Source organism: Ruegeria atlantica, assembly GCF_013033965.1.
Taxonomy (GTDB): Bacteria; Pseudomonadota; Alphaproteobacteria; order Rhodobacterales; family Rhodobacteraceae; genus Ruegeria; species Ruegeria atlantica_D.
Genome location: NZ_WQFE01000015.1, coordinates 37472 through 57101, shown reverse-complemented (window position 1 = coordinate 57101; position 19630 = coordinate 37472). Strand labels below are relative to the sequence as shown.

Below are 19630 nucleotides of genomic sequence, written 5' to 3'. Positions count from 1 at the left end.
GTCTAACTTAAAGATGGATCACGTCGAACCAGCAGATAGGAACATACTGACTTGAATGTAAAACCGGACCAAAACCTGCCGAACCCCGAGCGGATGAAACAGATTGGTCAAATCTGTTTTCTGGTCTCTCAGTCCCGGCTTCATGGCGCTATGCGATACAGGCAGATTGAGCGCCGCCTGTTCTACCCACTGTCGATCGGTCAAGGACGTTTGTTTATGCAAGGAGAAAACGCGCCCCTGTCCTTTGTCACCTGGGCCTGGGTGAATGAAGAGGTTGATGCTCGCCTCACAAATGACCCGGATGACATCAAACCAAATGAATGGAATTGCGGAGAGCATCTGTGGTTCATGGACTTCATCGCTCCCTATGGGCGTGTCCGAGAAATCATAACCCATCTCGACCAGGAGTTATTCCACTCGGTCTCTTACGCAAAGTTGCATCGAATTGGGATGGATGACGGCCAGTCAAAACGGGTGGCCCGTTACTATGGCTCGAAGCGGCGGGAAGAGCGAAAACTGTCGCAGAAATGAAGCGCATCTTCGAATCAATTTGCCGAACGTGTGAATGAGAATCGCTCAGAAAGAGAATCGAGTTTTTGTTCAATCTTATGCAAGATCTCCTTTCAATAGTATTGCAGGTCACCTGATTATCGTTTAGCGGGTATCTAAAGAATTTTTTTCACTTCCGTCACATAATTGGCTCTGAAATTATTTGAAACATTGTTACTGGCTGCTGACGGATGTGTGTATTTAATTTCAATTTTAGTCTCAAAATGATTTCAGTAGAAATCTTGTTCCGATTTCCGGGTAAGTAGGGTGAATTTTATTCGCTATATTTAAATCCAGTTGGTAAGTAAAATAAGTCCAAATTCTCAATTCAACATCAGTTAACATAGCAATAATTATTATTTACCTGTTGATTTTAAACATTTTTTAACGGTATGTAATATTATATAACGATTTCATGATTTATTATTGATCGGTTGTGTGCGTAAATTTCTATCTGTCCATTTGACCTGAGAATATCCAAAAGGTTAAATAGTTTTAACAAATGTGATTGCGACACCCTCTTGTCAATTTCACCGGAGTATAAACTACGTTGGCGAAAATCGGATACATACGCGAATATGACTCCTACTTCGCTACCGGAATACCAAGCGCGGAATCTTATATCGGCGAATAACGAATGTACGCTGCTTTGCCGATCTGACCGTTGAGTGCTGAAGAAGAAAGCGGAAAAGCGACATAACTGGTTGCCAATAAATCTGAATACATTGGAAACAATGTAATTTCTAGATTCATTTGTAATTAGGACTGTAATAGTCGCAAAAAAGAACGAAGTGAGGAGAATAGATAAGACCTAATTGGGGTAACTCGACAATAACCGAAACTTCGTCCCTGTCGAAGCGGACAATTTGCAATGTCGAAGACGATACCCTGCTCAAGATTTTGCTGCGACTAATCACGGCTGATCTCTTTTGGAGGAAAGGAGGACGCCACAATTATCGCAGTATGGATACGGAACCACTCAAAAGGAGGAGACCTAAAGTGAGTGAAGCCCAACAAGTTTACATCGACGGTATCTCGAATATTGCGATGATCAACAGCAACATGCGCATCGATTGTTTTTCATTCGGTGTCGACCCGCAAGCTGATCCTGAATCGCCGCCGGTCGAAGAAAACCTGCGCCTCGTCCTTTCCCCCCAGGGTTTTTTGCGCGCTTATGAAGTCTTTGATCGAATGTTCAAGGAAATGGAATCCCGCGGCGTCATCCAAAGAAACAAGGCTAACGCCCAAGAAGAGAATGTAGCTGTGGCAGGGGAGCCCCTACAAAACAACTCGCCCAACTTTAACGCGTAAGCGGGAAGACTCTCTGAGTCCAGTTTTCGCGTAGCGCCGACTGGACCGAATTCCTGAATCGCTTTCGCTGAGCCAAACTTGGCCAAATACCACTCACGGAACTTTCGGTCATTGGCTCTTGCACTGCGACGGATACGTCGCAGTGCCATTAACCCCATAGAAAGACGTCACATCAACCGCTCGCGGTAGGTGGAACGTATGGTTGCATCATGAAAGATCTTGAAAACTTCGCAATGACGCAAACAAGCTCGGGGTTAGAATGCCTGGTTCTGGTGGCGCGCTTTTTGGGAACTGAACTTTCTCGGGACGCAATTATTCGCCAGCACTCTCCGGTTAGCTCCAAAGACTGTACGGCGCGTGACATCCAATTGGCGGCCGAGGCCAACTATCTGGATGCAGAGATATCGTCCGTCAGTTGGTCGGCCCTGCGGCGCATGGGCAGAACAATGCCTTTCATAATTCACCTCAAGAACGGTGAATATGTCATCTTGTCCGGCCTGGTGTCTGATCCGCAAAGTACCAAAGGGGGGCTGATCGCCCTTGTGCAAGACCCGCTGGCTGACTCACTTGAGTTGCTGCGCATTCCCGAAAAAGAGTTTCGCAAGCGATGGGATGGGACCGTCATACTGCTGCGGCTGGGAACGGACGACAAAACCCCATACGCGCCCTTTGACCTTCGGTGGATATTTTCGGAGGCCGGAAAATTCAAAGGGATATTTGTCGAAATCGGATTGATCTCGGTTTTCATTCATCTAGTCGGTTTCATAACAGCCATATTCACGATGATCGTTTTCGACAAGGTCATCGGGTATGAAGGCTACTCGACACTCCATACACTTTTCATGTTCGCCGTCGCGGCGATCGGCATCGCAGGTTTACTTGGCTATCTGCGGACACTCATGCTGGTGAATGTCACGGTTAAACTCGACATTCTGATGGCTAAACTGTCTTCGAAACGTCTGCTGGACTTGCCGGTAAGTTTTTTTGAAGGGTCAGCTACAGGAACGTTGGCCAAAAAGTTGCAGGAAGCCAGCGCGATCAGGGAATTTGTCACGGGTCGGTTGTTGGCCACACTGATCGAACTGTCGGCGGTTGTTCTGATCCTCCCGGTTTTGTTCCTGTTAAGCTCGTCCTTGACCGTACTGGTTTTGGCCTTCTCTGCAGTGATGATGATTCAGGTCGTGCTTGCCTTGCGGCCACACCGAAAACATCTGACAGCGCTTTATCAAACCGAAAGCGAACGGCAGGCCATGATCGTCGAAACCGTCATGGGGATAGGCACAATCAAGAGCCTGGCCTTAGAAGAAGAGCAGCGCCAAAAATGGATGCAAAAGACCAGCGAGGCAGTACTCAGGCAGAAGTCCGTTTCGACTCTGAATGGATTTTTGCAGGAAACCAGTGGGTTTTTACAAAAACTCATGCAGCTCACGATCATCTGGCTGGGTGCGCAGTTTGTATTGGCGGGCGAGATGACGATCGGCACCCTGATCGCCTTCAATATTCTGTCAGGCCGGATCGCAGGACCGTTGGTGCAGCTGGTTGGGCTGACCAGTAAATACCAGGAAACCGCCATTTCGGTGAAGATGTTGGGCTCGGTTCTCAACCGAGCGCCCGAGCGGCTGCACAAGGGGGGTGTGACGCCTCCGATCAACGGCGAAATCACGATGGAGAATGTTGAATACAGCTATGATGAAGGTCTGCCACCCGTTCTGAAGAACGTGAGTTTTAGAATCCCGCCAGGCTCGGTCGTCGGTATCGTTGGTCAGAGCGGGTCGGGCAAAAGCACTCTGGCCAAACTGCTGCAGGGATTTGATCTTCCACAAAGTGGCTACGTTCGCATCGATGGCTTCAACATTCGCGAATATGACCTGCAGTATCTTAGGCGTTCGCTGGCAACGGTTTCGCAGGACAATTTCCTGTTCAAGGGGACCATTGCGGAAAACATTGCTGCCGGTCATCGCCACGCTGAGCGAACAGAAATCATCGAAGTGGCTCAGAAGGCTCAGGCGCATGAATTCATCCGCACATTGCCTGATCGTTACGACACCGTTCTGGAAGAGCACGCCTCAAATCTATCCGGGGGTCAAAAACAAAGAATCTGCATCGCACGCGCATTGCTGCGGCCTTCAAAGCTGATGCTTTTGGACGAAGCCATGAGCGCGATCGACGCGCATATGGAGGAGCAAATCCTTTCACAAATCCTCGAGAACCGCGGGCACCAAACCATCGTCAATATATCTCATCGCATGCCGACCATGCTGATGATGGACTATGTCCTGGTGATGCATGAAGGCGAAGTTGCGGACTTTGCAACCCACGACGTTTTGATGCAGCGATGCGAGCCCTACCGGACTCTCTGGGCGTCGGCTCATCGGTTTCAATCACCGCGCAACACACTGAGTACTAGTTGAAAACCACAGGTATCTGACAATGTCGCAAGAGAAAAAAGCAGATAAGTTGGTCGAGAATTTCATTCCCGAACACGAACGCCTGTTGCGAGAAGCCAACCCTTGGACACGTCGTCTGGCCATTTGGCTTTTGTTGTTGGCAGTCGCGGGAGCCGGGGTCTGGCTATCTGTCGCAAAGGTCGACACGCAGGTCATTGCCCGCGGCATCGTTGAGACTGTCCAGCCGCGTTCAACTATCCATGCTTTTAACTCTGGGTACGTTGTTGATCTAAGAGTTCAAATTGGCGACTTCGTCAAAAAGGGCGAGACTCTGGTGACGGTCAGAAACGACTCGTCCGAGGTCGACATACAAAAGCTCGAGCACGATTTGCTGAAAGTCGAGGCCGAGATTCTGCGGCTGGAGGCCGAGATATTCGGTGAAACGCCCGAACGATTTTCGCATGACAAAGCTGTGCATGAGCTGGAAAAGAACGCTTATGCGGCAAACATGCAGCTGCACGAAGTATCCCTGTCTCGCCTTTTGGAAGAAGCCGAAGAGCTTGCTTCGCAGATCAAAGAGAAAGAGAGGGAACTGCCAGTTTTGCAAGAGCATTATGAGCTGATGGACCAATTGGCCAAGGTGCGCGAAGAACTGTTTAAGAAGGAACAAGAGCGGTTTCAACGCGACGGGCCGAAGCGTCTGGAGTATCTCGAGGCAGCCGCAGTCTCAGTCAGCAGTGAGCGTGTCCTGATCAATGTCAAACACGAAATCGCATCGCTGCAACGCCGTAATGAGCAGATTCAGACTGCAATCAGCGCGTACATGATCGAACGCGAAAGTTCGTTGAGAACAGAGATGGTCGAGGCGCACCGCAAGTATGACGACCTGAGAAATCAACATCGAAAAGCGGTTCAGAATAACGAGTTCATCCATTTGAAAGCCCCATTTGAAGGCGTTGTCGTCAACCGGACCAACAAGGCCGAGGGGACATTGGTTCAGGCGGGCGAATCCCTGATGGAATTGATACCGGCAGACAGTGAATTGCAGGCTGTATTTGACGTCAGCTTGCCCGACATCGCCCGTGTGGATCCCGGTGCCCCGGTCATCCTGAAACTGGATGCGCTGCCTTTTACAAAACATGGCGTGATGCATGGCAGCGTCACCTTGATCAGCCCGGATGTCGAACGCGAGAGCTTTACCGGAGCGCAAGAAATGGTCTTTCGCAGCTGGGCCACAATCGAAGACATCCAATTACGCGAAATGCCCTCCGGGTTCGTGTTGCAGCCCGGCATGACCCTGGAGGCCAACATCAAAACAGGAGATCGAACAATCATGTCATTCCTGACCTACCCGATCCTAAGAACCCTTTCGCAGAGTTTTATCGAGCCATGAAACTCCATCACGTCCAAAACCGTTTTGGCGTTGGGTCGAAACTGTTGGTTGCCGGCACCGTTTTGCTGCTTGCATCCTGCAGTATCGAACCCAAACTTCTGACATCTGAAGAATTGCAATCGAATGCGGATCGACTGCACCATGCGGCTTTCGCCGGTGCACCAGCCAAGGGCGTAAAACTGGATTTTCATGATGTTCTCGGCAGGGCCTTACTTGCCAACCTTGAAATTCGACAGGATCGGTTAACTTCAGAGCTCTCGCAACTTTCGCTGCAAGAACTCATACTTCGAACCGCGCCAAATGTGGACGCGAGGTTGCGAAACGCGAACCGCAACAACGAAGGCGGTGATGTAGACGATACCACCCCCCCGGATCGTCGGCGGCAGACGCGGACACTTTCTGTTAACTGGTCCGTGCTGGGCCTGGGTCAGGCTTATATTCGCGCAAAACAACAGGCAAATGCGCATCTGATCCTTGAGGAGGAGCGGCGCCGGACAGCAAATGAAATTATTGCCGAAACGGCCGAGCTGTATATGAGGGCGGCCATCGCAGACCGTCAGTTAAGCAATATCAGCACTGTTCTGCGCCAGATCGAAGAAAGCGCACTTACAGCCGATCAATATGGCCAGGAGGACCTGATCGACCCCCTGGATGCGTTGCTGTTCAAGACCCGGATCATCGAATTGCGGGCCATACTTCATGATTGGCAATCCGAACTTCTTGCTGATCGTGCGCGTCTGGCCGCTCTTGTCCTCGTCAATCCGAACCAGTTGAGTTTTTCACAACGGGTATCCAATTTTCTGCCCGACAACGTGGGATGTCAAAAAACTGAAAATCTTGAACGCCTTGCGTTGCTCAACCGGCCAGAAGTTCGGCAAAGCGCATATGGGGAAAGAAACGGCAGGTTGGATGCCTATCGCGCGTTGGCCCGCATTCTGCCTGACTTTTCGCTTGCCGCCAATCTGGAATATGACAGCGAAAGTTCTCTGGTGAACAACTCATACTTTGAGCTGTCGGAGACTTTCACGTACAACTTGATCAACATTTTGCACGTGCCCAACATCCGCAGGCAAAACGCGACAAGGGAAGCGTTACGCGAAGTGGAAGAACTCACCGTCGCGGTTTCGGTAATTGAGCAGGTACGTATCGCGGAAGTTCAGGCAAAACTGTCACGGGCGAATGTAAATCTGGAACGAGAGCGTCGGTCGCTATGGAAACAGATCTCGGACATTCAGGACCAGCGAACCGTTTTCGACATTCGCGATGAGCTCAATCAATTCGAATATCAGGTTAGAGCGATAAACGCACAGATCGTTTATGAAGAAACTCAAGCGCAATACTATTCGGATGTTCTGAGGCTGATGCGTTCGATCGGCGTAGACCTGTTCCCAAATGATCTGATTCATCTTCAGGAAAAGGATGTTGCCCGTTTGATAGCTTCGCATTGGTCAAGTTTGAAGCCCAGCTTGAAATGCGCGTGATGGGTTTGATCCAGGTGCAGCTACGCGCAGGTCTCTGGCAAGAGTGTTTCCCCGCAGAGTAATGCGGGGTTTCATCACAGTGACATTGGCATTGATCTGGCTGAAGTGATCAGCACAAATCGCGGGTTTGTACCGTTCAGAAATTTCCTAAAATGACGGAGTTAACGCGCCTCTTCGATCGTTGTACGCCGAAAAACTCTCGGTCTGGTCGCAACCATTCTAAAACGCCGAATGAGCCGGTGTTCAATCAAAGGTGTCCACGAGAAGCCGCTGCATTTTTTGAGTTCGAGCTCAACAACGATAAATCTACGGTGGAACTTATGTCCAGGCGTCCTTCGACAGGCTGAAAGCAAGCTGCATTAGCTCACGTCCCGCGAAGCGACAGAACGACAAACTCGTTCCTCAGCTTCTTCTACAAAGTCGGAAGAAACTGTAACGATCACCCAGAGGTAAATGTGGAGAAACTTGCATTCCAGAATGCAAAGTTCGCGCTCGTCAATGCAGATGAGTAGAGCGCTTTGCAAAGCCACCTCATCAATGCATATCGGCGAAACTCCGGATTGGACCCACTTTTATTTATTGTAGAGGTGCTGGTATTGCGGGAAATCGAGCACGGAGATGTGGGTAGGGCAAAGCTTGCCGAATTGCTGCCCGTCACTTGAAGGTAAGCATCGGTAGCTTGTGAATGCGTATGGTTCCGCTGTTCCTTACCAAGTGTTACTCTTCCAGAAGTTCACGAATATTGGCATCTAGCTGCGCAGTGAAACCTTTGTCATTACCTGGGTTGGCGGCGCAATGGCCCCAAGGTGAATGAAAGGGGCGGAAGATGGCACTAGGCATGAGGTGGGCCTCAATTTCATTGTCCTCTGGAGGGAAATATAGATCCTGCGTGCACGGCATCAGGATGGCACGAGCATTGATGGCACTCAGGGCAAGTTTGTAATCCCCTTTGTAGAGCGGCCCGGCAGAAATATCGCCAGCTTGCCAGGTTGAAAGCTTGGCCAGAAGGTTGTTGGCATCCCAGCCCTCCACGTGGTCACGCTCCCAATCCTGCATCAGGTCTTCAATGGATTGAAAACCCAGTTGCCGATACAGCCCTTCGCGAAAGAAGGTCTGTGAGAATGCCCAGCCTGCGTAAACCCGGCCAAAGGCCTTGAGCCCCGCCTCGGGCGGGCTGTGATAATTGCCGCCGTTCCAATCCTGATCGGCGCAAAGGGCGGCCTTGACCCCTTCGAGGAAGACAAAATTATGCGGTGAGGTTCGGGCCGACGCGCAGAAGGGCAGGATCGCCTGTACCATGCCCGGATACTGCGCTGCCCATTGGTAGGCCTGACAGCCAGCCATGGACCAGCCAGCAACAAGAGCGATTTTTTCGATCCCAAGGTGATCGCGGATCAACCGATGCTGGGCGGCGACATTGTCCCACATCTGCACCAGTGGAAAGCGGGGGCCGTCCTGCGGTGCTGGCGTATTCGATGGCGACGACGAACGGCCATTGCCAAACAGGTTGGGGCTGACAATGAAATGCCGCGCCGGGTCAATCGCACGTCCGGGGCCAAAGAAGCCTTCGTTGCGGGAATTTGTGCCCGTGTAAAAGGTGGGCAGGACAATTACATTGTCACCCGCTGGCGACAATGTGCCGTAGGTCTGATAGGCAAGTTTGGCATCCTTCAACCTGCCGCCAGACAAAAGCGGAAGGTCTCCCAACTCAAAAATCTTGTAGTCCGGCATCGTCCGGTCCTTCCCGTTATTAGTAGAGCCGAAGGTATTCCTGAACTTCCCAATCGGTGACCGATTGGTGATAGCGTTCCCATTCATCATTTTTGTATTCGAGGTATGATTTTCGCATCACGGGACCCATCACATGTTCCGCCATCTTGTCGCCGCGCAAGGCCTCGATCGCATTGAACAATGTGCGCGGCAACCGGCGGATTCCCAGTTCGGCAAGCTCGGTTTCGGTTTTTGAATAAAGATCGAAATCCGTTGGTTTACCCGGGTCGATCTTGTGCTTGATTCCCTTAACACTGCAACTCAGGTGCATCGCCATGGCCAAATAGACATTCATGGTCATGTCGCAGGCGCGGTTTTCGATACAGTATCGACTTTGCGGCAGGCGGAATTGGGCTGAGCGGTTGTTGAAGCCATAGGTGATGTTGGTCGGGGCCCAGGTGACTGTTCCGCCCTCAAATCCACCGACCCGAGGCACCAGACCATTATAGGAATTCACCGTCGGACAGGTGATCGCGGTGATCGCTTCGGCATGCTGCATCAATCCGCCAACAGCCCAGCGGCTTTCGTCACTCCAGTCGCCATTGGGCGTTTCGAAAATGTTCTCACCCGGACGGCTTTCATGCTGCATCGACATGTTGATATGCGCACCGGACCGCCAGTCACCAACTGTCGGTTTCGGCATGAAGGTGACGAACATCCCGTGTTTTTTCGCGACTTCTTTCAGGGTGATGCGCAGGAATGCCAGCCTGTCAGACATCTCCAGCATGTTGGTGTAGTGGAAATCCAGCTCGAACTGGGAATACGCACCCTCGGCAACCACGTCATGCAGGTTCCAGCCCAGACCCTCGATGATGTCGATCATGTCTTTCAGAAACGCCATCGAGTCGATCGAGTATTCGACGTCATAGCCAAAGGCCTGACGGCGAGGCCGGAGGCCGCTTGCAGGGTCGTCGTCAAACGCTTTCACCGGCCGACCGGCGTCGTCGTATTTCATCACGATGAATTCGGGCTCGACCCCGGCGTAGCCGGTGTACCCTGCTTGCGCAGCCTCGTGCATCGCGCGTTTCAGGGCCTGACGCGGGCAGACATTATAGGGGGCATCTTCCCAGTAGAGGTCCGAGAAGATGATCGCCATTGAAGTGTCCCACGGACAGACATAGACGGCGTCAAGATCCGGAACGACCACCTGATCGCTGTCGGCGGGGCTGAGTTCGGGTACGTAAGAAATCGAATGAACTGCGAATTGCGGGCCTTTCCCAAGGCACAGCGGTTCAAAATCGCTCATCGGTACGGGTTTGGTTTTTGGAATGCCGTGCAGATCAATCCAGGCCGCCATCACATATTTGACCCCGGCTTCTTCCAGACGCTTCCGTACTTCGGCGATACGTGGACGGTTACGTTCGACAGCGTCGTGGAATGTCTCGTAGTAGATGCGGGTGCTGGTATTGTCCTTGGGCATTCGGCGTCCTCCCATCGAATGGCAATCAGATTTGGTTCACCAAGGGGATCCCTCAGTGCTGGTGCTGGTTTCGGTTGTTCTGTCGCTCAGCGATTAAGGTGTTCAGCCGGGGACAAAATCGTCAGGGTCGATGCCCGGAACCTGCGTGATCCCGGCAAGCTGTTTCCAGTTGTGAGGGTAGGCGGCATAGAAGATCACGCATTTGCCGTCCGACTCGTAGGAAATGTGGTTGTCCTTCGGGACAAACAGCACGTCACCACGGTTGCAAACATAGCTTTTGCCATCGCAAACCAACCGGAACGTACCCTCAAGGCAATAAATGATCTCATCGCAGGTCAGATCCCACGGCACCTTTATGTTGTTCAGGACGTTGATGCCGCCGCACATGGACTTGCTGAATTCGCTGGTCACCATCGGTTTGATGTAAGTGTCGCTGTCACCCATCGAGTCGTAGCGGTTTTGAACCAGATCGAATTTGAAAAGTTGAGGTGTGTCACCCATTTGGTCAGCCTTCCTGTGCCAGGTGTTTCAGTATGGATTCGTTCAATTCGACCTTGTAACCGTCCGGGTCTTCGCAAAAGGCGATGACCCTCGTGCCGTTTTTCATCGGTCCCGGTGGGCGCGTGATGTTCACCCCTGCCGCAGCCAGCTGTTCGCACGCGGCATAAACATCCGGAGTTTCGATGCAGATATGTCCCCAGCCGTCGCCCTTGTCATAGTGCGTGTCCTGGTCCCAATTGGCGGTCAGTTCCAGCGTGGGGAATTCGGCCTCAGGCCCATAACCGATAAATGTATTGGTGAATTTGCCTTCGGGGTAATCCGTGCGCCGCAGCACTTCCATACCCAGAATTCCGCAATAGAAGTCCAGCGACTTCTCCATGTCTGTGACCCGCATCATCGTATGGGCCAGACGAAACCCTTTCGATATGGACTTGTTCATTGGTCTAGTTCCTTCTTGCTTAAGCACCGGCCACGTCGCGTTCAATCAGATCCTGAAAGGCGCGCACGCTGTCCTCCCAGGCAGGGGATAACAGGCCTCCGTCCTTGGCGACCGGAGACTTACGGCCCTCAAACATGCGCTCAACCATCTCGTGATCTTCCTTGTGGACATCCCACCAAAGGTTTCTGAGTGCCTCTACTTCATCAGCGCTCAGCTCCTGGCCTTCAGTGGTATAAAGCGCTCGGTACTGGCGCATCTTTCCGGGGCCGAGCGGCACGTTCAGATAGACGCCCAGCTGATCCGGGAAGTAACGGCCCAGAATGAAATTGGGGTACAGCGTCAGATAGCGAGAGCTGACACCCAGGCTGCCGGATGTGCCCAATTCTTCGTTCAGGTCCACCGCGCTGCCGATGCAGGTGCCATCGGTGATGGTATAGTGGTTTTCTAACGGTTGATCGGTCGTCGAGGCATGAACGAACTGGACGTGGTAAGGCTCGATAAAGTTCTCCATGATCAGTTTCCAGTTGGTGCCAATCTCACCAAAATCGAGCAGGCCAATTGGTTCCACTCTGGTGAAATCCATCCCCTCCAGCCGGCTGATCAAAGGCGCGGCATAGTCTTCGAAATCAGGCGCGTTCCCATCAAGATTGACAAAAATCCAATCATGCCAGACATGGGTGCGCACGGGCTTCAGCCGGTGCTCTTTGATGTCAAACCCGTCGAACTCCTGCTTTCCGGTTCCGGCAAAATGCGGTGCAGCTCGCAGGCGCCCATCCAGATCGTAAGCCCAGGCATGATAGGGGCAGCGGATCAGCTTGCCGACATTCTTGGGCTTGTCGACCAATGTCATGCAGCGGTGCAGACAAACATTGTGAAACACCTGGATGTTGCCATCACGACCGCGCACTGCCAGCAGGGGCAAGTCGGCGCAGGTAACCGGATGAGCATCGCCGGGGTTCGCTATCTGATGAGCAAACCCGATGAACACCCAGTTCTTGGCTAGGACAGTCTGGCATTCCCGCTGCCAGAACTCTTCGCTGCGATACGCTTCGGCGGTCAGCCCGTGCTGAGGCCCGCCAACGGCCTGCGCTCTTTCCTCGGCAATCGTCATTTGTCCTCCCTTCGATGCTGCCACCTGCGCTCGTTGGTCCACCGATAGGCGCAAGGTTTCTATCGTTTCTCGCGGATGGCCTGTTTGCAGACTCTGTCCCGCCGCGCCGGGTTTGGAGATCGGATCTACGAATATCGCACTACCTGGCTGAGCATTCTTCGATTTCCGTGTTCATCTGGGATTCTCAAGCAAGAATCGGGAAACATCTGGTCAAAAAGCGGCATATTGGTACGAATTTCGAATAATCTGGTCGTGCGCGTTGCGAATGCCGTAGTTTTGGCAGAATTTTGTGGAAAATTTAGGATTGGACTCTCAAATCAGCACTCAGAACCAGCGATGTTGAGATCGAAGGATGTCGTTTTCAGCACTTCTTACCCGAGAACTCCAATGGGGTAATTGCGGATATCGACACCCTCACCTAATCTCATTTACGAATACAGCAATCGAGCATCAGGAATATGGCAGTCAAAAAGCATTCGAACGCACGTGCCGCTCAGAGCATTCGATCCCCAAAGGACGATTTGAACCAGCAGATCATCCGGCTGTTGCAGCAAGATGGCCGCATGGCTTTTTCGGAAATTGCGCTGCAGTTGGACGTGTCCGAAGGCACTATTCGCAACCGGGTAAGCGGGCTGCGAGACAACAACATGTTACGGATCGTTGCGATGTCGGATCCGGTAGCCACGGAATACACCACCGACGCAATGATCGGGTTGAATGTGGCGGTCGGAGTAACCCCGCGCCAAGTTGCAGAGCGGCTTGAAAAGAACCCAAGGGTTGTTTTCATACTGTGGGTCGCGGGTCGCTATGATCTGATCATTGAACTGGTCAGCGATGATGGCGAGGCGTTGAAGGACTTTCTAGAGCATGAAATCCACGCGAGTGACGACATCGCCAACGCCGACGTCATGCCGGGGTTGAAGAATTTTAAGAACCAGTTCCTGCTAAAGCAGGGTGCGAAAGAGTGACGAGGAAAACGTCAATCAACGAAGAATGGGGCGAAAGGACTTCCACATAGATTTTTAGTAGATCTTCAGCGCCGATCTTTACGTCGCCCCGACAGCACTCAATCTTCTGAGCCAGCCGGCCGACATTCTGAACTTGCGCTAACGTTCAATAAATAATGGAAAATATATCCTGGGCCACCGCCATCTGATACGCAAGTATCACCCAATCAAGTGAACGAATAGAACCCTCAAGATCGCGAGTTTGTTCTCTATGACTGTCCAGCGAAAAAGAGGAACCAATTCGGAATGCAAACTTTTGGCGCTAAGCGGTTGTGTTCGTAATCTAAGGAAGAAACGCTTTCAGAATGGGGTTTATCAAATTCACTAGGCCTCTATTTTGTGTTGGTTAAATGCGGTGTCGCCTGTGTAGGGCAACCTTCTAGTGATACAGGCGTAAGGGATTTTTTCCAGATCGCAGAGAAAAGCACCTGGCGAAGAGACCGGAAATACACCTCCTGCAATCGGTTCGAAGTCTGCTCGAAAGTGTGTGGTGCTCTTGACGCAAATCACCGAATAATTTTTCGGATTTAGCCCAATGTGCGTAAAATGCGCACGATCCAGACATTGGTTGCGTACGCTTGTGACAACGAGGTCAATCTCAGCCTCGTGTGCAACCAGACGCAGCGCTGCGGTCTTGCCGAGTGTTGCTACACCGCCGCCATACATTTCTCCGGTATAGCGGCAAGTGCCGTCCCCCAAAGCCAAAACTTCAAACTCGGCTTTGACCGGAACATGTCTCGCCAAGCCGGACTTTGCACCGATGGCCAGTTTGACCAATGCGCCCTCTCCGGCCTCATGAGCTTGTCTTGCGCTTTCCGGATCGTGGAACAGACCCATCAGAACATTCTTCGTACCGCCTTCAATCAGTGCTGTCAGCAACCCTGTGGTATCAGATGTCCCACCTGCACCAGCGTTGTCCTGAACATCTGCGATAACAATGGGTTTTTCCCGCCTCTGACGACATATCGAAACGGCTTCCTCCAGCGACAACATCGAGCAATCAAGGTCCGCTTCCCGGTCCAAAAATAAGTCGACAATTTCCTCGGCGGCAGCGGTGGCTTTCTGGGGTGTGGCCGCGTAGGAGACGCAGGACGGGCCGGTATCGGGGAAATCCGCTGCCGTAAAACCAAGAGCGATTTCAGCCAATACATCCTTCTTCTCAAATTTTACAGGCAATTGGTAGATTTCGTCGAACGGTGCGGTACCTGTATATTGAGCATGCAGGGGAATGAGATACGGCACCGCACGGAATGCTTTGTATAGTGTTTCACCTGCCAACAAGCGCCGCAGGACAGAAACACACCGTGCACCCGTATCTGCCATGTCCAAATGTGGGTAAGTGCGAAAAATTGACAGATAATTTGCGTGTTCGACCATTTCGGCTGAAATGTTGGCATGAAGGTCCAAACTTGCGACCACCGGAAATTCTGGGCCCACAACTTCGCGCACGCGTCGCAAAACCTCTCCTTCGCCATCAGCAAGGCTTTCGGTGACCATTGCTCCGTGGAGATCCAGATAAACACCGTCAATGTGGCCGGCATCTCGGATTCCATTCAACAACATCTCGCAAATCGCTTCGAATGCATGATCGGTTACATGTGCGGACGGCTCGGCAGAACACCAAAGGATTGGAACAACCTCGATCCCTGCGGCTTGAGCAGCCGCAGCAAAACCTGCGATGGGTAAGTTCATACCCTCAGTTTCCAAGATGACCTTTTCGCCATGCAACAAGCCGGGCCAGGAATCTGCCATCTCAAACTCGGGGAGACCAGCTTTTGTTACACCAAAGCAATTGGTTTCATGCTGAAACCCCGCGATCACAATACGCTTGATCGTCATTGTGTGGGCTCGATTTCTTGTACTGTATGCGGTGTTGCAAAAACGCTTTGACCATTGCGGACCGTTTCCAGCACCCGTGTCTCTTTTAGGCGGTCCGGATGGTGCAGTGGGTTGCGTGAAAGGACTGCAAAGTCGGCAACTTTACCAGGCTCGATTGATCCACGGTGATCTTCTTTGAAGACCTGCCAAGCCGCGTCGATGGTCTGCGCGCGCAAGGCCGACAGAACGCTGATCTTCTGATCCTCGCCGAGAACACGACCCGAAGCGGTTGTCCGGTTGACCGCACAATGCGCCAGATGGATCGGGCGCGTTGGCGTGACCGAGGCATCATTGTGGATCGTATATCGAACGCCATACCGTTCTGCCGACGCCGCCGGGGATATCCGCTGGGACCGCTCAGGCCCCAGAAAGGTATCGTAGTGGCGATCCCCCCAGAAATAGACATGCGCAGGAAAGAAACTGACGGTCAGGCCAAGCCGGGCCATGCGTTCCAACTGATCATCCCGCAGGGCTTGACCGTGGATGATGGTATGGCGGTGATCTTGGCGTGGCTGCACCTGAAGCGCTTTGTCCATCGCATCAATGAACATCTCGGCACCGGCATCACCATTGCAGTGGCAATGGATTTGCAAGCCTTCGCCATGGAGTTTGGCGACATCGGCGTCTAGCTGCTGTTGCGAGGTGTAAGCCATTCCGCAGGGATGATCCGGGTCCGTCGGTCTGAAGTAAGGCGCCGACAGAAAGGCGGTCTGCAGCTGAAAGGCCCCATCAGTGAACAGTTTGCGCGGGCCTAGTGTGAAATGCGGGTTGCCAGGCCAAGTCGTGCCGATCCAGTGCTTGCTTAGCTCAGGCTCCAGACTTCCGACAGGTAATAGCTCGATGTCGATGCCGGGGTCCTGATCTGCAGGCAGGCTGGCAAAGTGATCCAGCATGGTTTGCGATGACCAGGCGTTCTGGGCGTAGGTCACGCCGTGGGACAGGTATTCGTCGCGACAGGCGTCAAAGCCCTGCCAAAATCTATCGCGGTCGATCAGGAAATCCGTGTCGCCCATCTCACCCATGGCCGAGAGACCTTCGATCACCCCGGTTAGCGCCCCGGTTTCAGGGTCGCGGCCAAAACGGCCGCCGTCCGGGTCAGGGGTTTGGCGATTTACACAGCACCTTTCAAGCGCAAGGGAATTGGCGGCACCATTGTGACCCGACGCATGCAGAACCCAGATTGGATGAAGTTGCGATACAGTGTCCAGCTCGGCCCGTGTGGGCATTCGACCTTCAAGAATGGATGTATTGTCAAAGGACACTCCCATGACCCATTCACCCTCGGGCGTCGCATTTGCCTTTTTGCGAAGCCGGTCCAACGCCTGCGCCATCTCCCTGCAATCCCCTAGCGGGGGCGGGGACAGATCAACACGGAACAGCCGAATAAACCCCGGATCCGGGAAATGCCCGTGTGGGTCGATAAAGGCGGGCACCAGGGTACGACCCTCTAGGTCGTACTCCTGCGCATCCGCTGGCATGCGCGCGCGCAGGTCGGTCTCGGTCCCTACGGCCTGAATCCGGTCATCCTTTGTCAGAACAGCCTCTGGCGAAGAGTTCTGCGCATCCATAGTCAGGATTGTGCCGTTAAAATAGAGTGTGCTTGGCATTGGACGTCCTACTGCGGCAGCGGGGCAAGACACCGCAGCCCGTGGCCGCCGTCCACTTCCCATTCGGGCGTCTGGGTGCAGATGTCCTTGGCAAAGGGGCAGCGTTCGCGGAATTCACAGCCCGAAGGGCGTTTCAGCAGGCTGGGAGGTTCGCCTTTGAGGGCGATCCGCTCCAATCGCGCATCCGGGTCCGGCTCTGGGTTGGCACTCAGAAGACAGCGGGTATAGGGATGGCGCGGGTTGTTGAAGATCGTTTCGGTCGTACCTTCTTCGACCAATCTGCCCAGATACATGATCCCCATTCTGTCGGCCACATGGCGCACGACGCTGAGGTTATGGGTGATGATCACCATCGCCAGCCCCAGCCTTTCGCGCAGATCGTTGAGCAGGTTCAAAAGCTCACCCTGTACCGACACATCGAGGCCCGCGGTCGGCTCATCCGCAAGGATCAGCTTGGGTTCCAGCGCCAATGCGCGCGCCACACCCACGCGCCGTGCCTGACCACCCGACAGCTGATAAGGATAGCGATCGGCGAAATGCGTCGGCAGGTTCACCATTTCCAACAGGCGCTTGGCCTCGGCATCCAGATCTTTGTCCTTCATACCCTGAATACGGTAAGGCTCGGTGATCAGGCTGCGGATGGTCAGGCGCGGTGACAGGCTGCCGACCGGGTCCTGAAACATCATCGCCATATCCTTGCGCAGCGGACGCATGACCTTTTCCGGCGCGCCGCGAATTTCCTGCCCCTCAAATGTGACTGAACCGTCCTGTGCGGGCGCAAGCCCCGCAATGGCGCGTATCACGGTCGTTTTGCCGGAACCGCTTTCGCCAACCAGCGCGTAGGTCTCGCCGGGTTGTACGGTAAAACTGACACCCGCCAACACATTGACCGGCCCATAGCTGGTGTGCAGGTCCACAACGTTCAGCAAGCTCATGTTGTGGCCTCCTCATGGTTTAGCCAGCACGCGGCGTGGTGGCCTTCTTTCAATTGATCCAGCGGCGGTACGTCGCTGGCACACTGGGCCATCGCCTGATCGCACCGATCCCGGAAAATGCAGCCCCCCGGCAGGTTGGCCAGATCGGGCACTTCACCGGGGATGGTTGGCAAAACACGGGCGCGCTCCTTTATGTGACCGGGGTCGCATTCGATCAGACGGCGCGTATAAGGGTGTTTGGGGTTGTGGAAAATCTCACGCACATCGCCGCTTTCGACAACCGCTCCGGCGTACATCACAACGACCCGGTCACAGAGTTCCGCGATCACGCCCAGATGGTGCGAGATGAACAGGATGGCGCAGTGAAACTCACGCTGCAACTCTTGCAGGCGCTCAATGATCTGCACCTCAAGCGTCGCGTCCAATGCCGTTGTTGGCTCATCCGCAATCAAAAGATCAGGCTCGGACATCAAGGCCATCGCAATGGCTATCCGTTGGCGCATTCCGCCAGAAAATTCATGCGGATACTGCTTTAGGCGCGCTTCGGGATCGGGAATGCCAACAGCGCCCAGCATTTTGGCCGCGTGGGCCAGCTTGTCCGCCTTTGACTGTTTGGATCGGTGCTGAATGTCCAGCATTTGCTGCCCGATGGTCAAAACAGGATTATGCGTCTGCATTGGGTCCTGAAAGACGATGGAAATGTCCGCCCCGCGCAAGTCGCGCATGTGTCGTTCGGGGGCCTGCAGCAAATCCTGCCCTTTGAATCTGATCTCTCCTTCGCGGAATCGCGTATTAGGCGCGGTCAGGCGCAGGATGGATGAGATCAAGGTGGATTTGCCGCAACCGGATTCCCCCACAATGCCGACGATTTCACCTTTGTTGATGTTGAATGTGATATCCCTCAGGGCGTTCAGATCGCCCCGGCCTGTTTCATAGTCGACGCTGAGGTGGTCGATTTCCAGAAGTGTCTCGGTCATCGTTGTTTCCTCAGTTTCGGGTCAACCACGTCGCGAAGGCTTTCGCCCAAGAATGTGAACCCCAGCGTTGCCAGAATGATCGGCAGGCCTCCGCCCACCACCAGCCACGGCGTTTGGCGGATCAGAGAATAGCCATCCTTGAGTAAAGCGCCCCAGCTGGGTGTTGGAGGTTTCACGCCTAGACCCAGAAAGGACAGCCCCGCCTCCAGCGCGATGACCGTGGGGATATCCATCGCTGCCAACACTGCCAAAACACCGATGATGTTGGGCAGCATATGCACACCAAGGATGCGGGACATACTGGCCCCCATCGAGCGTTCGGCCAATATGAACTCGGAGTTGCGCAGCGTCAGTGTCTGAGTTCGTGCTACGCGCCCATAGGTTGGAATCGAGGTCGCCATGACCACAAACACCACTGTCTGAAGGCTCGGCCCGACGAGGGCCACAACAGCAAGCGCGAACATCACCGTCGGAAAGGACCGAATGGTATCGAAGAACAGCATCAGAAGATTGTCGAGCCATTTCGGCCCATACCCGGCAATCATGCCCAGCGTCAGGCCAATCGCCATCGCGCCGAACACGGCGGGCAAAGCCACCTTGAGCGCGACTTGGCCGCCGGCAATCACACGCGAAAACGTATCGCGGCCCAGTTGGTCAGTGCCCAACAGGTGTGCGGCGGACGGTCCTTGCATACGGGATTTGATGTCCATCGCAATGGGGTCATAGGGAACGATCCAGGCGGCAAAGATGGCGCAGAACACGATGATACCGACGATGATAAGCCCCATGAGGCCAAGCGGGTCGCGGGCGACGCCGATGATGATCTGGCCCAGTTCGGAACGAGATTTTTCCATGGTTCTCCCT

Annotated in this window: 16 protein-coding genes; 6 read left to right on the top strand and 10 right to left on the bottom strand. The window is 53.4% G+C overall.

The window, feature by feature from the left end; all coding sequences use genetic code 11:
• Nucleotides 1-51: 51 nt before the first annotated feature.
• From GOW16_RS20995 to GOW16_RS20975, 5 genes are all read left to right on the top strand, one after another.
• A complete protein-coding gene (locus GOW16_RS20995; RefSeq protein WP_170419304.1) occupies nt 52-531 on the top strand; it encodes a toxin-activating lysine-acyltransferase in 480 nt (159 codons plus the stop codon).
• A gap of 1017 nt (nt 532-1548) precedes the next feature.
• Nucleotides 1549-1860 (top strand): hypothetical protein, encoded by a 312-nt coding sequence (locus tag GOW16_RS20990; protein WP_170419302.1) that lies wholly within the window; start codon nt 1549-1551, stop codon nt 1858-1860.
• Nucleotides 1861-2069: 209 nt separating this feature from the next.
• A complete protein-coding gene (locus GOW16_RS20985) occupies nt 2070-4271 on the top strand; it encodes a peptidase domain-containing ABC transporter (RefSeq protein WP_170419300.1) in 2202 nt (733 codons plus the stop codon).
• 19 nt (nt 4272-4290) lie between these two features.
• Entirely contained in the window at nt 4291-5640 is a 1350-nt protein-coding gene (locus GOW16_RS20980) for an HlyD family type I secretion periplasmic adaptor subunit (protein WP_170419298.1), read from the top strand.
• The gene (locus GOW16_RS20975) at nt 5637-7121 is read left to right on the top strand and encodes a TolC family protein (protein ID WP_170419296.1); all 1485 of its coding nucleotides are present in this window, start codon (nt 5637-5639) and stop codon (nt 7119-7121) included. The genes GOW16_RS20980 and GOW16_RS20975 overlap by 4 nt, the downstream gene beginning before the upstream one ends.
• 717 nt (nt 7122-7838) lie before the next feature.
• On the opposite strand, the gene GOW16_RS20970 is transcribed toward GOW16_RS20975, so the two are convergent.
• The 5 genes from GOW16_RS20970 to GOW16_RS20950 form a co-directional block, all read right to left on the bottom strand.
• Nucleotides 7839-8852 (bottom strand): alpha/beta fold hydrolase, encoded by a 1014-nt coding sequence (locus tag GOW16_RS20970; RefSeq protein ID WP_170419294.1) that lies wholly within the window; start codon nt 8850-8852, stop codon nt 7839-7841.
• 19 nt (nt 8853-8871) lie between these two features.
• A complete protein-coding gene (locus GOW16_RS20965) occupies nt 8872-10311 on the bottom strand; it encodes a glutamine synthetase family protein (protein WP_170419292.1) in 1440 nt (479 codons plus the stop codon).
• Between the two features lie 102 nt (nt 10312-10413).
• The gene (locus GOW16_RS20960; protein ID WP_108859955.1) at nt 10414-10812 is read right to left on the bottom strand and encodes a cupin domain-containing protein; all 399 of its coding nucleotides are present in this window, start codon (nt 10810-10812) and stop codon (nt 10414-10416) included.
• Nucleotides 10813-10816: 4 nt separating this feature from the next.
• Nucleotides 10817-11251 (bottom strand): lactoylglutathione lyase, encoded by a 435-nt coding sequence (gene gloA / locus GOW16_RS20955; RefSeq protein WP_170419290.1) that lies wholly within the window; start codon nt 11249-11251, stop codon nt 10817-10819.
• Between the two features lie 19 nt (nt 11252-11270).
• Nucleotides 11271-12362 (bottom strand): aromatic ring-hydroxylating oxygenase subunit alpha, encoded by a 1092-nt coding sequence (locus GOW16_RS20950; RefSeq protein WP_170419289.1) that lies wholly within the window; start codon nt 12360-12362, stop codon nt 11271-11273.
• A gap of 458 nt (nt 12363-12820) precedes the next feature.
• Between GOW16_RS20950 and GOW16_RS20945 the strand changes: the two genes are divergently transcribed.
• Nucleotides 12821-13330: an Lrp/AsnC family transcriptional regulator gene (locus GOW16_RS20945; RefSeq protein WP_254429864.1), complete on the top strand. Its 510-nt coding sequence runs from the start codon at nt 12821-12823 to the stop codon at nt 13328-13330.
• 363 nt (nt 13331-13693) lie between these two features.
• Here GOW16_RS20945 and GOW16_RS20940 read toward each other — a convergent pair whose 3' ends face one another.
• From GOW16_RS20940 to GOW16_RS20920, 5 genes are read right to left on the bottom strand one after another with little or no spacing between them, the layout of a single operon-like run.
• Nucleotides 13694-15208 carry a M81 family metallopeptidase gene (locus GOW16_RS20940; RefSeq protein ID WP_170419287.1) on the bottom strand — a complete coding sequence of 505 codons (1515 nt, stop codon included), beginning with the start codon at nt 15206-15208 and terminating at the stop codon, nt 13694-13696.
• Nucleotides 15205-16854, bottom strand: a complete 1650-nt coding sequence (locus GOW16_RS20935) for an amidohydrolase (protein WP_170419285.1) — start codon at nt 16852-16854, stop codon at nt 15205-15207. Before GOW16_RS20935 ends, GOW16_RS20940 begins: the two co-directional genes overlap by 4 nt.
• Before the next feature lie 8 nt (nt 16855-16862).
• Nucleotides 16863-17789: an oligopeptide/dipeptide ABC transporter ATP-binding protein gene (locus GOW16_RS20930; RefSeq protein WP_170419284.1), complete on the bottom strand. Its 927-nt coding sequence runs from the start codon at nt 17787-17789 to the stop codon at nt 16863-16865.
• The gene (locus GOW16_RS20925) at nt 17786-18766 is read right to left on the bottom strand and encodes an ABC transporter ATP-binding protein (protein ID WP_170419282.1); all 981 of its coding nucleotides are present in this window, start codon (nt 18764-18766) and stop codon (nt 17786-17788) included. Before GOW16_RS20925 ends, GOW16_RS20930 begins: the two co-directional genes overlap by 4 nt.
• Nucleotides 18763-19620 carry an ABC transporter permease gene (locus GOW16_RS20920; RefSeq protein ID WP_170419281.1) on the bottom strand — a complete coding sequence of 286 codons (858 nt, stop codon included), beginning with the start codon at nt 19618-19620 and terminating at the stop codon, nt 18763-18765. The genes GOW16_RS20925 and GOW16_RS20920 overlap by 4 nt, the downstream gene beginning before the upstream one ends.
• Between the last annotated feature and the right edge of the window lie 10 nt (nt 19621-19630).

Excerpts from the sequence above, each read along its gene's own strand:
- GOW16_RS20985 (WP_170419300.1), top strand. The coding sequence starts at position 2,070 with ATGAAAGATCTTGAAAACTTCGCAATGACGCAAACAAGCTCGGGGTTA.
- GOW16_RS20980 (WP_170419298.1), top strand. The coding sequence starts at position 4,291 with ATGTCGCAAGAGAAAAAAGCAGATAAGTTGGTCGAGAATTTCATTCCC.
- GOW16_RS20975 (WP_170419296.1), top strand. The coding sequence starts at position 5,637 with ATGAAACTCCATCACGTCCAAAACCGTTTTGGCGTTGGGTCGAAACTG.
- GOW16_RS20970 (WP_170419294.1), bottom strand. The coding sequence starts at position 8,852 with ATGCCGGACTACAAGATTTTTGAGTTGGGAGACCTTCCGCTTTTGTCT.
- GOW16_RS20965 (WP_170419292.1), bottom strand. The coding sequence starts at position 10,311 with ATGCCCAAGGACAATACCAGCACCCGCATCTACTACGAGACATTCCAC.
- GOW16_RS20960 (WP_108859955.1), bottom strand. The coding sequence starts at position 10,812 with ATGGGTGACACACCTCAACTTTTCAAATTCGATCTGGTTCAAAACCGC.
- gloA (WP_170419290.1), bottom strand. The coding sequence starts at position 11,251 with ATGAACAAGTCCATATCGAAAGGGTTTCGTCTGGCCCATACGATGATG.
- GOW16_RS20950 (WP_170419289.1), bottom strand. The coding sequence starts at position 12,362 with ATGACGATTGCCGAGGAAAGAGCGCAGGCCGTTGGCGGGCCTCAGCAC.
- GOW16_RS20945 (WP_254429864.1), top strand. The coding sequence starts at position 12,821 with ATGGCAGTCAAAAAGCATTCGAACGCACGTGCCGCTCAGAGCATTCGA.
- GOW16_RS20940 (WP_170419287.1), bottom strand. The coding sequence starts at position 15,208 with ATGACGATCAAGCGTATTGTGATCGCGGGGTTTCAGCATGAAACCAAT.
- GOW16_RS20935 (WP_170419285.1), bottom strand. The coding sequence starts at position 16,854 with ATGCCAAGCACACTCTATTTTAACGGCACAATCCTGACTATGGATGCG.
- GOW16_RS20930 (WP_170419284.1), bottom strand. The coding sequence starts at position 17,789 with ATGAGCTTGCTGAACGTTGTGGACCTGCACACCAGCTATGGGCCGGTC.
- GOW16_RS20925 (WP_170419282.1), bottom strand. The coding sequence starts at position 18,766 with ATGACCGAGACACTTCTGGAAATCGACCACCTCAGCGTCGACTATGAA.
- GOW16_RS20920 (WP_170419281.1), bottom strand. The coding sequence starts at position 19,620 with ATGGAAAAATCTCGTTCCGAACTGGGCCAGATCATCATCGGCGTCGCC.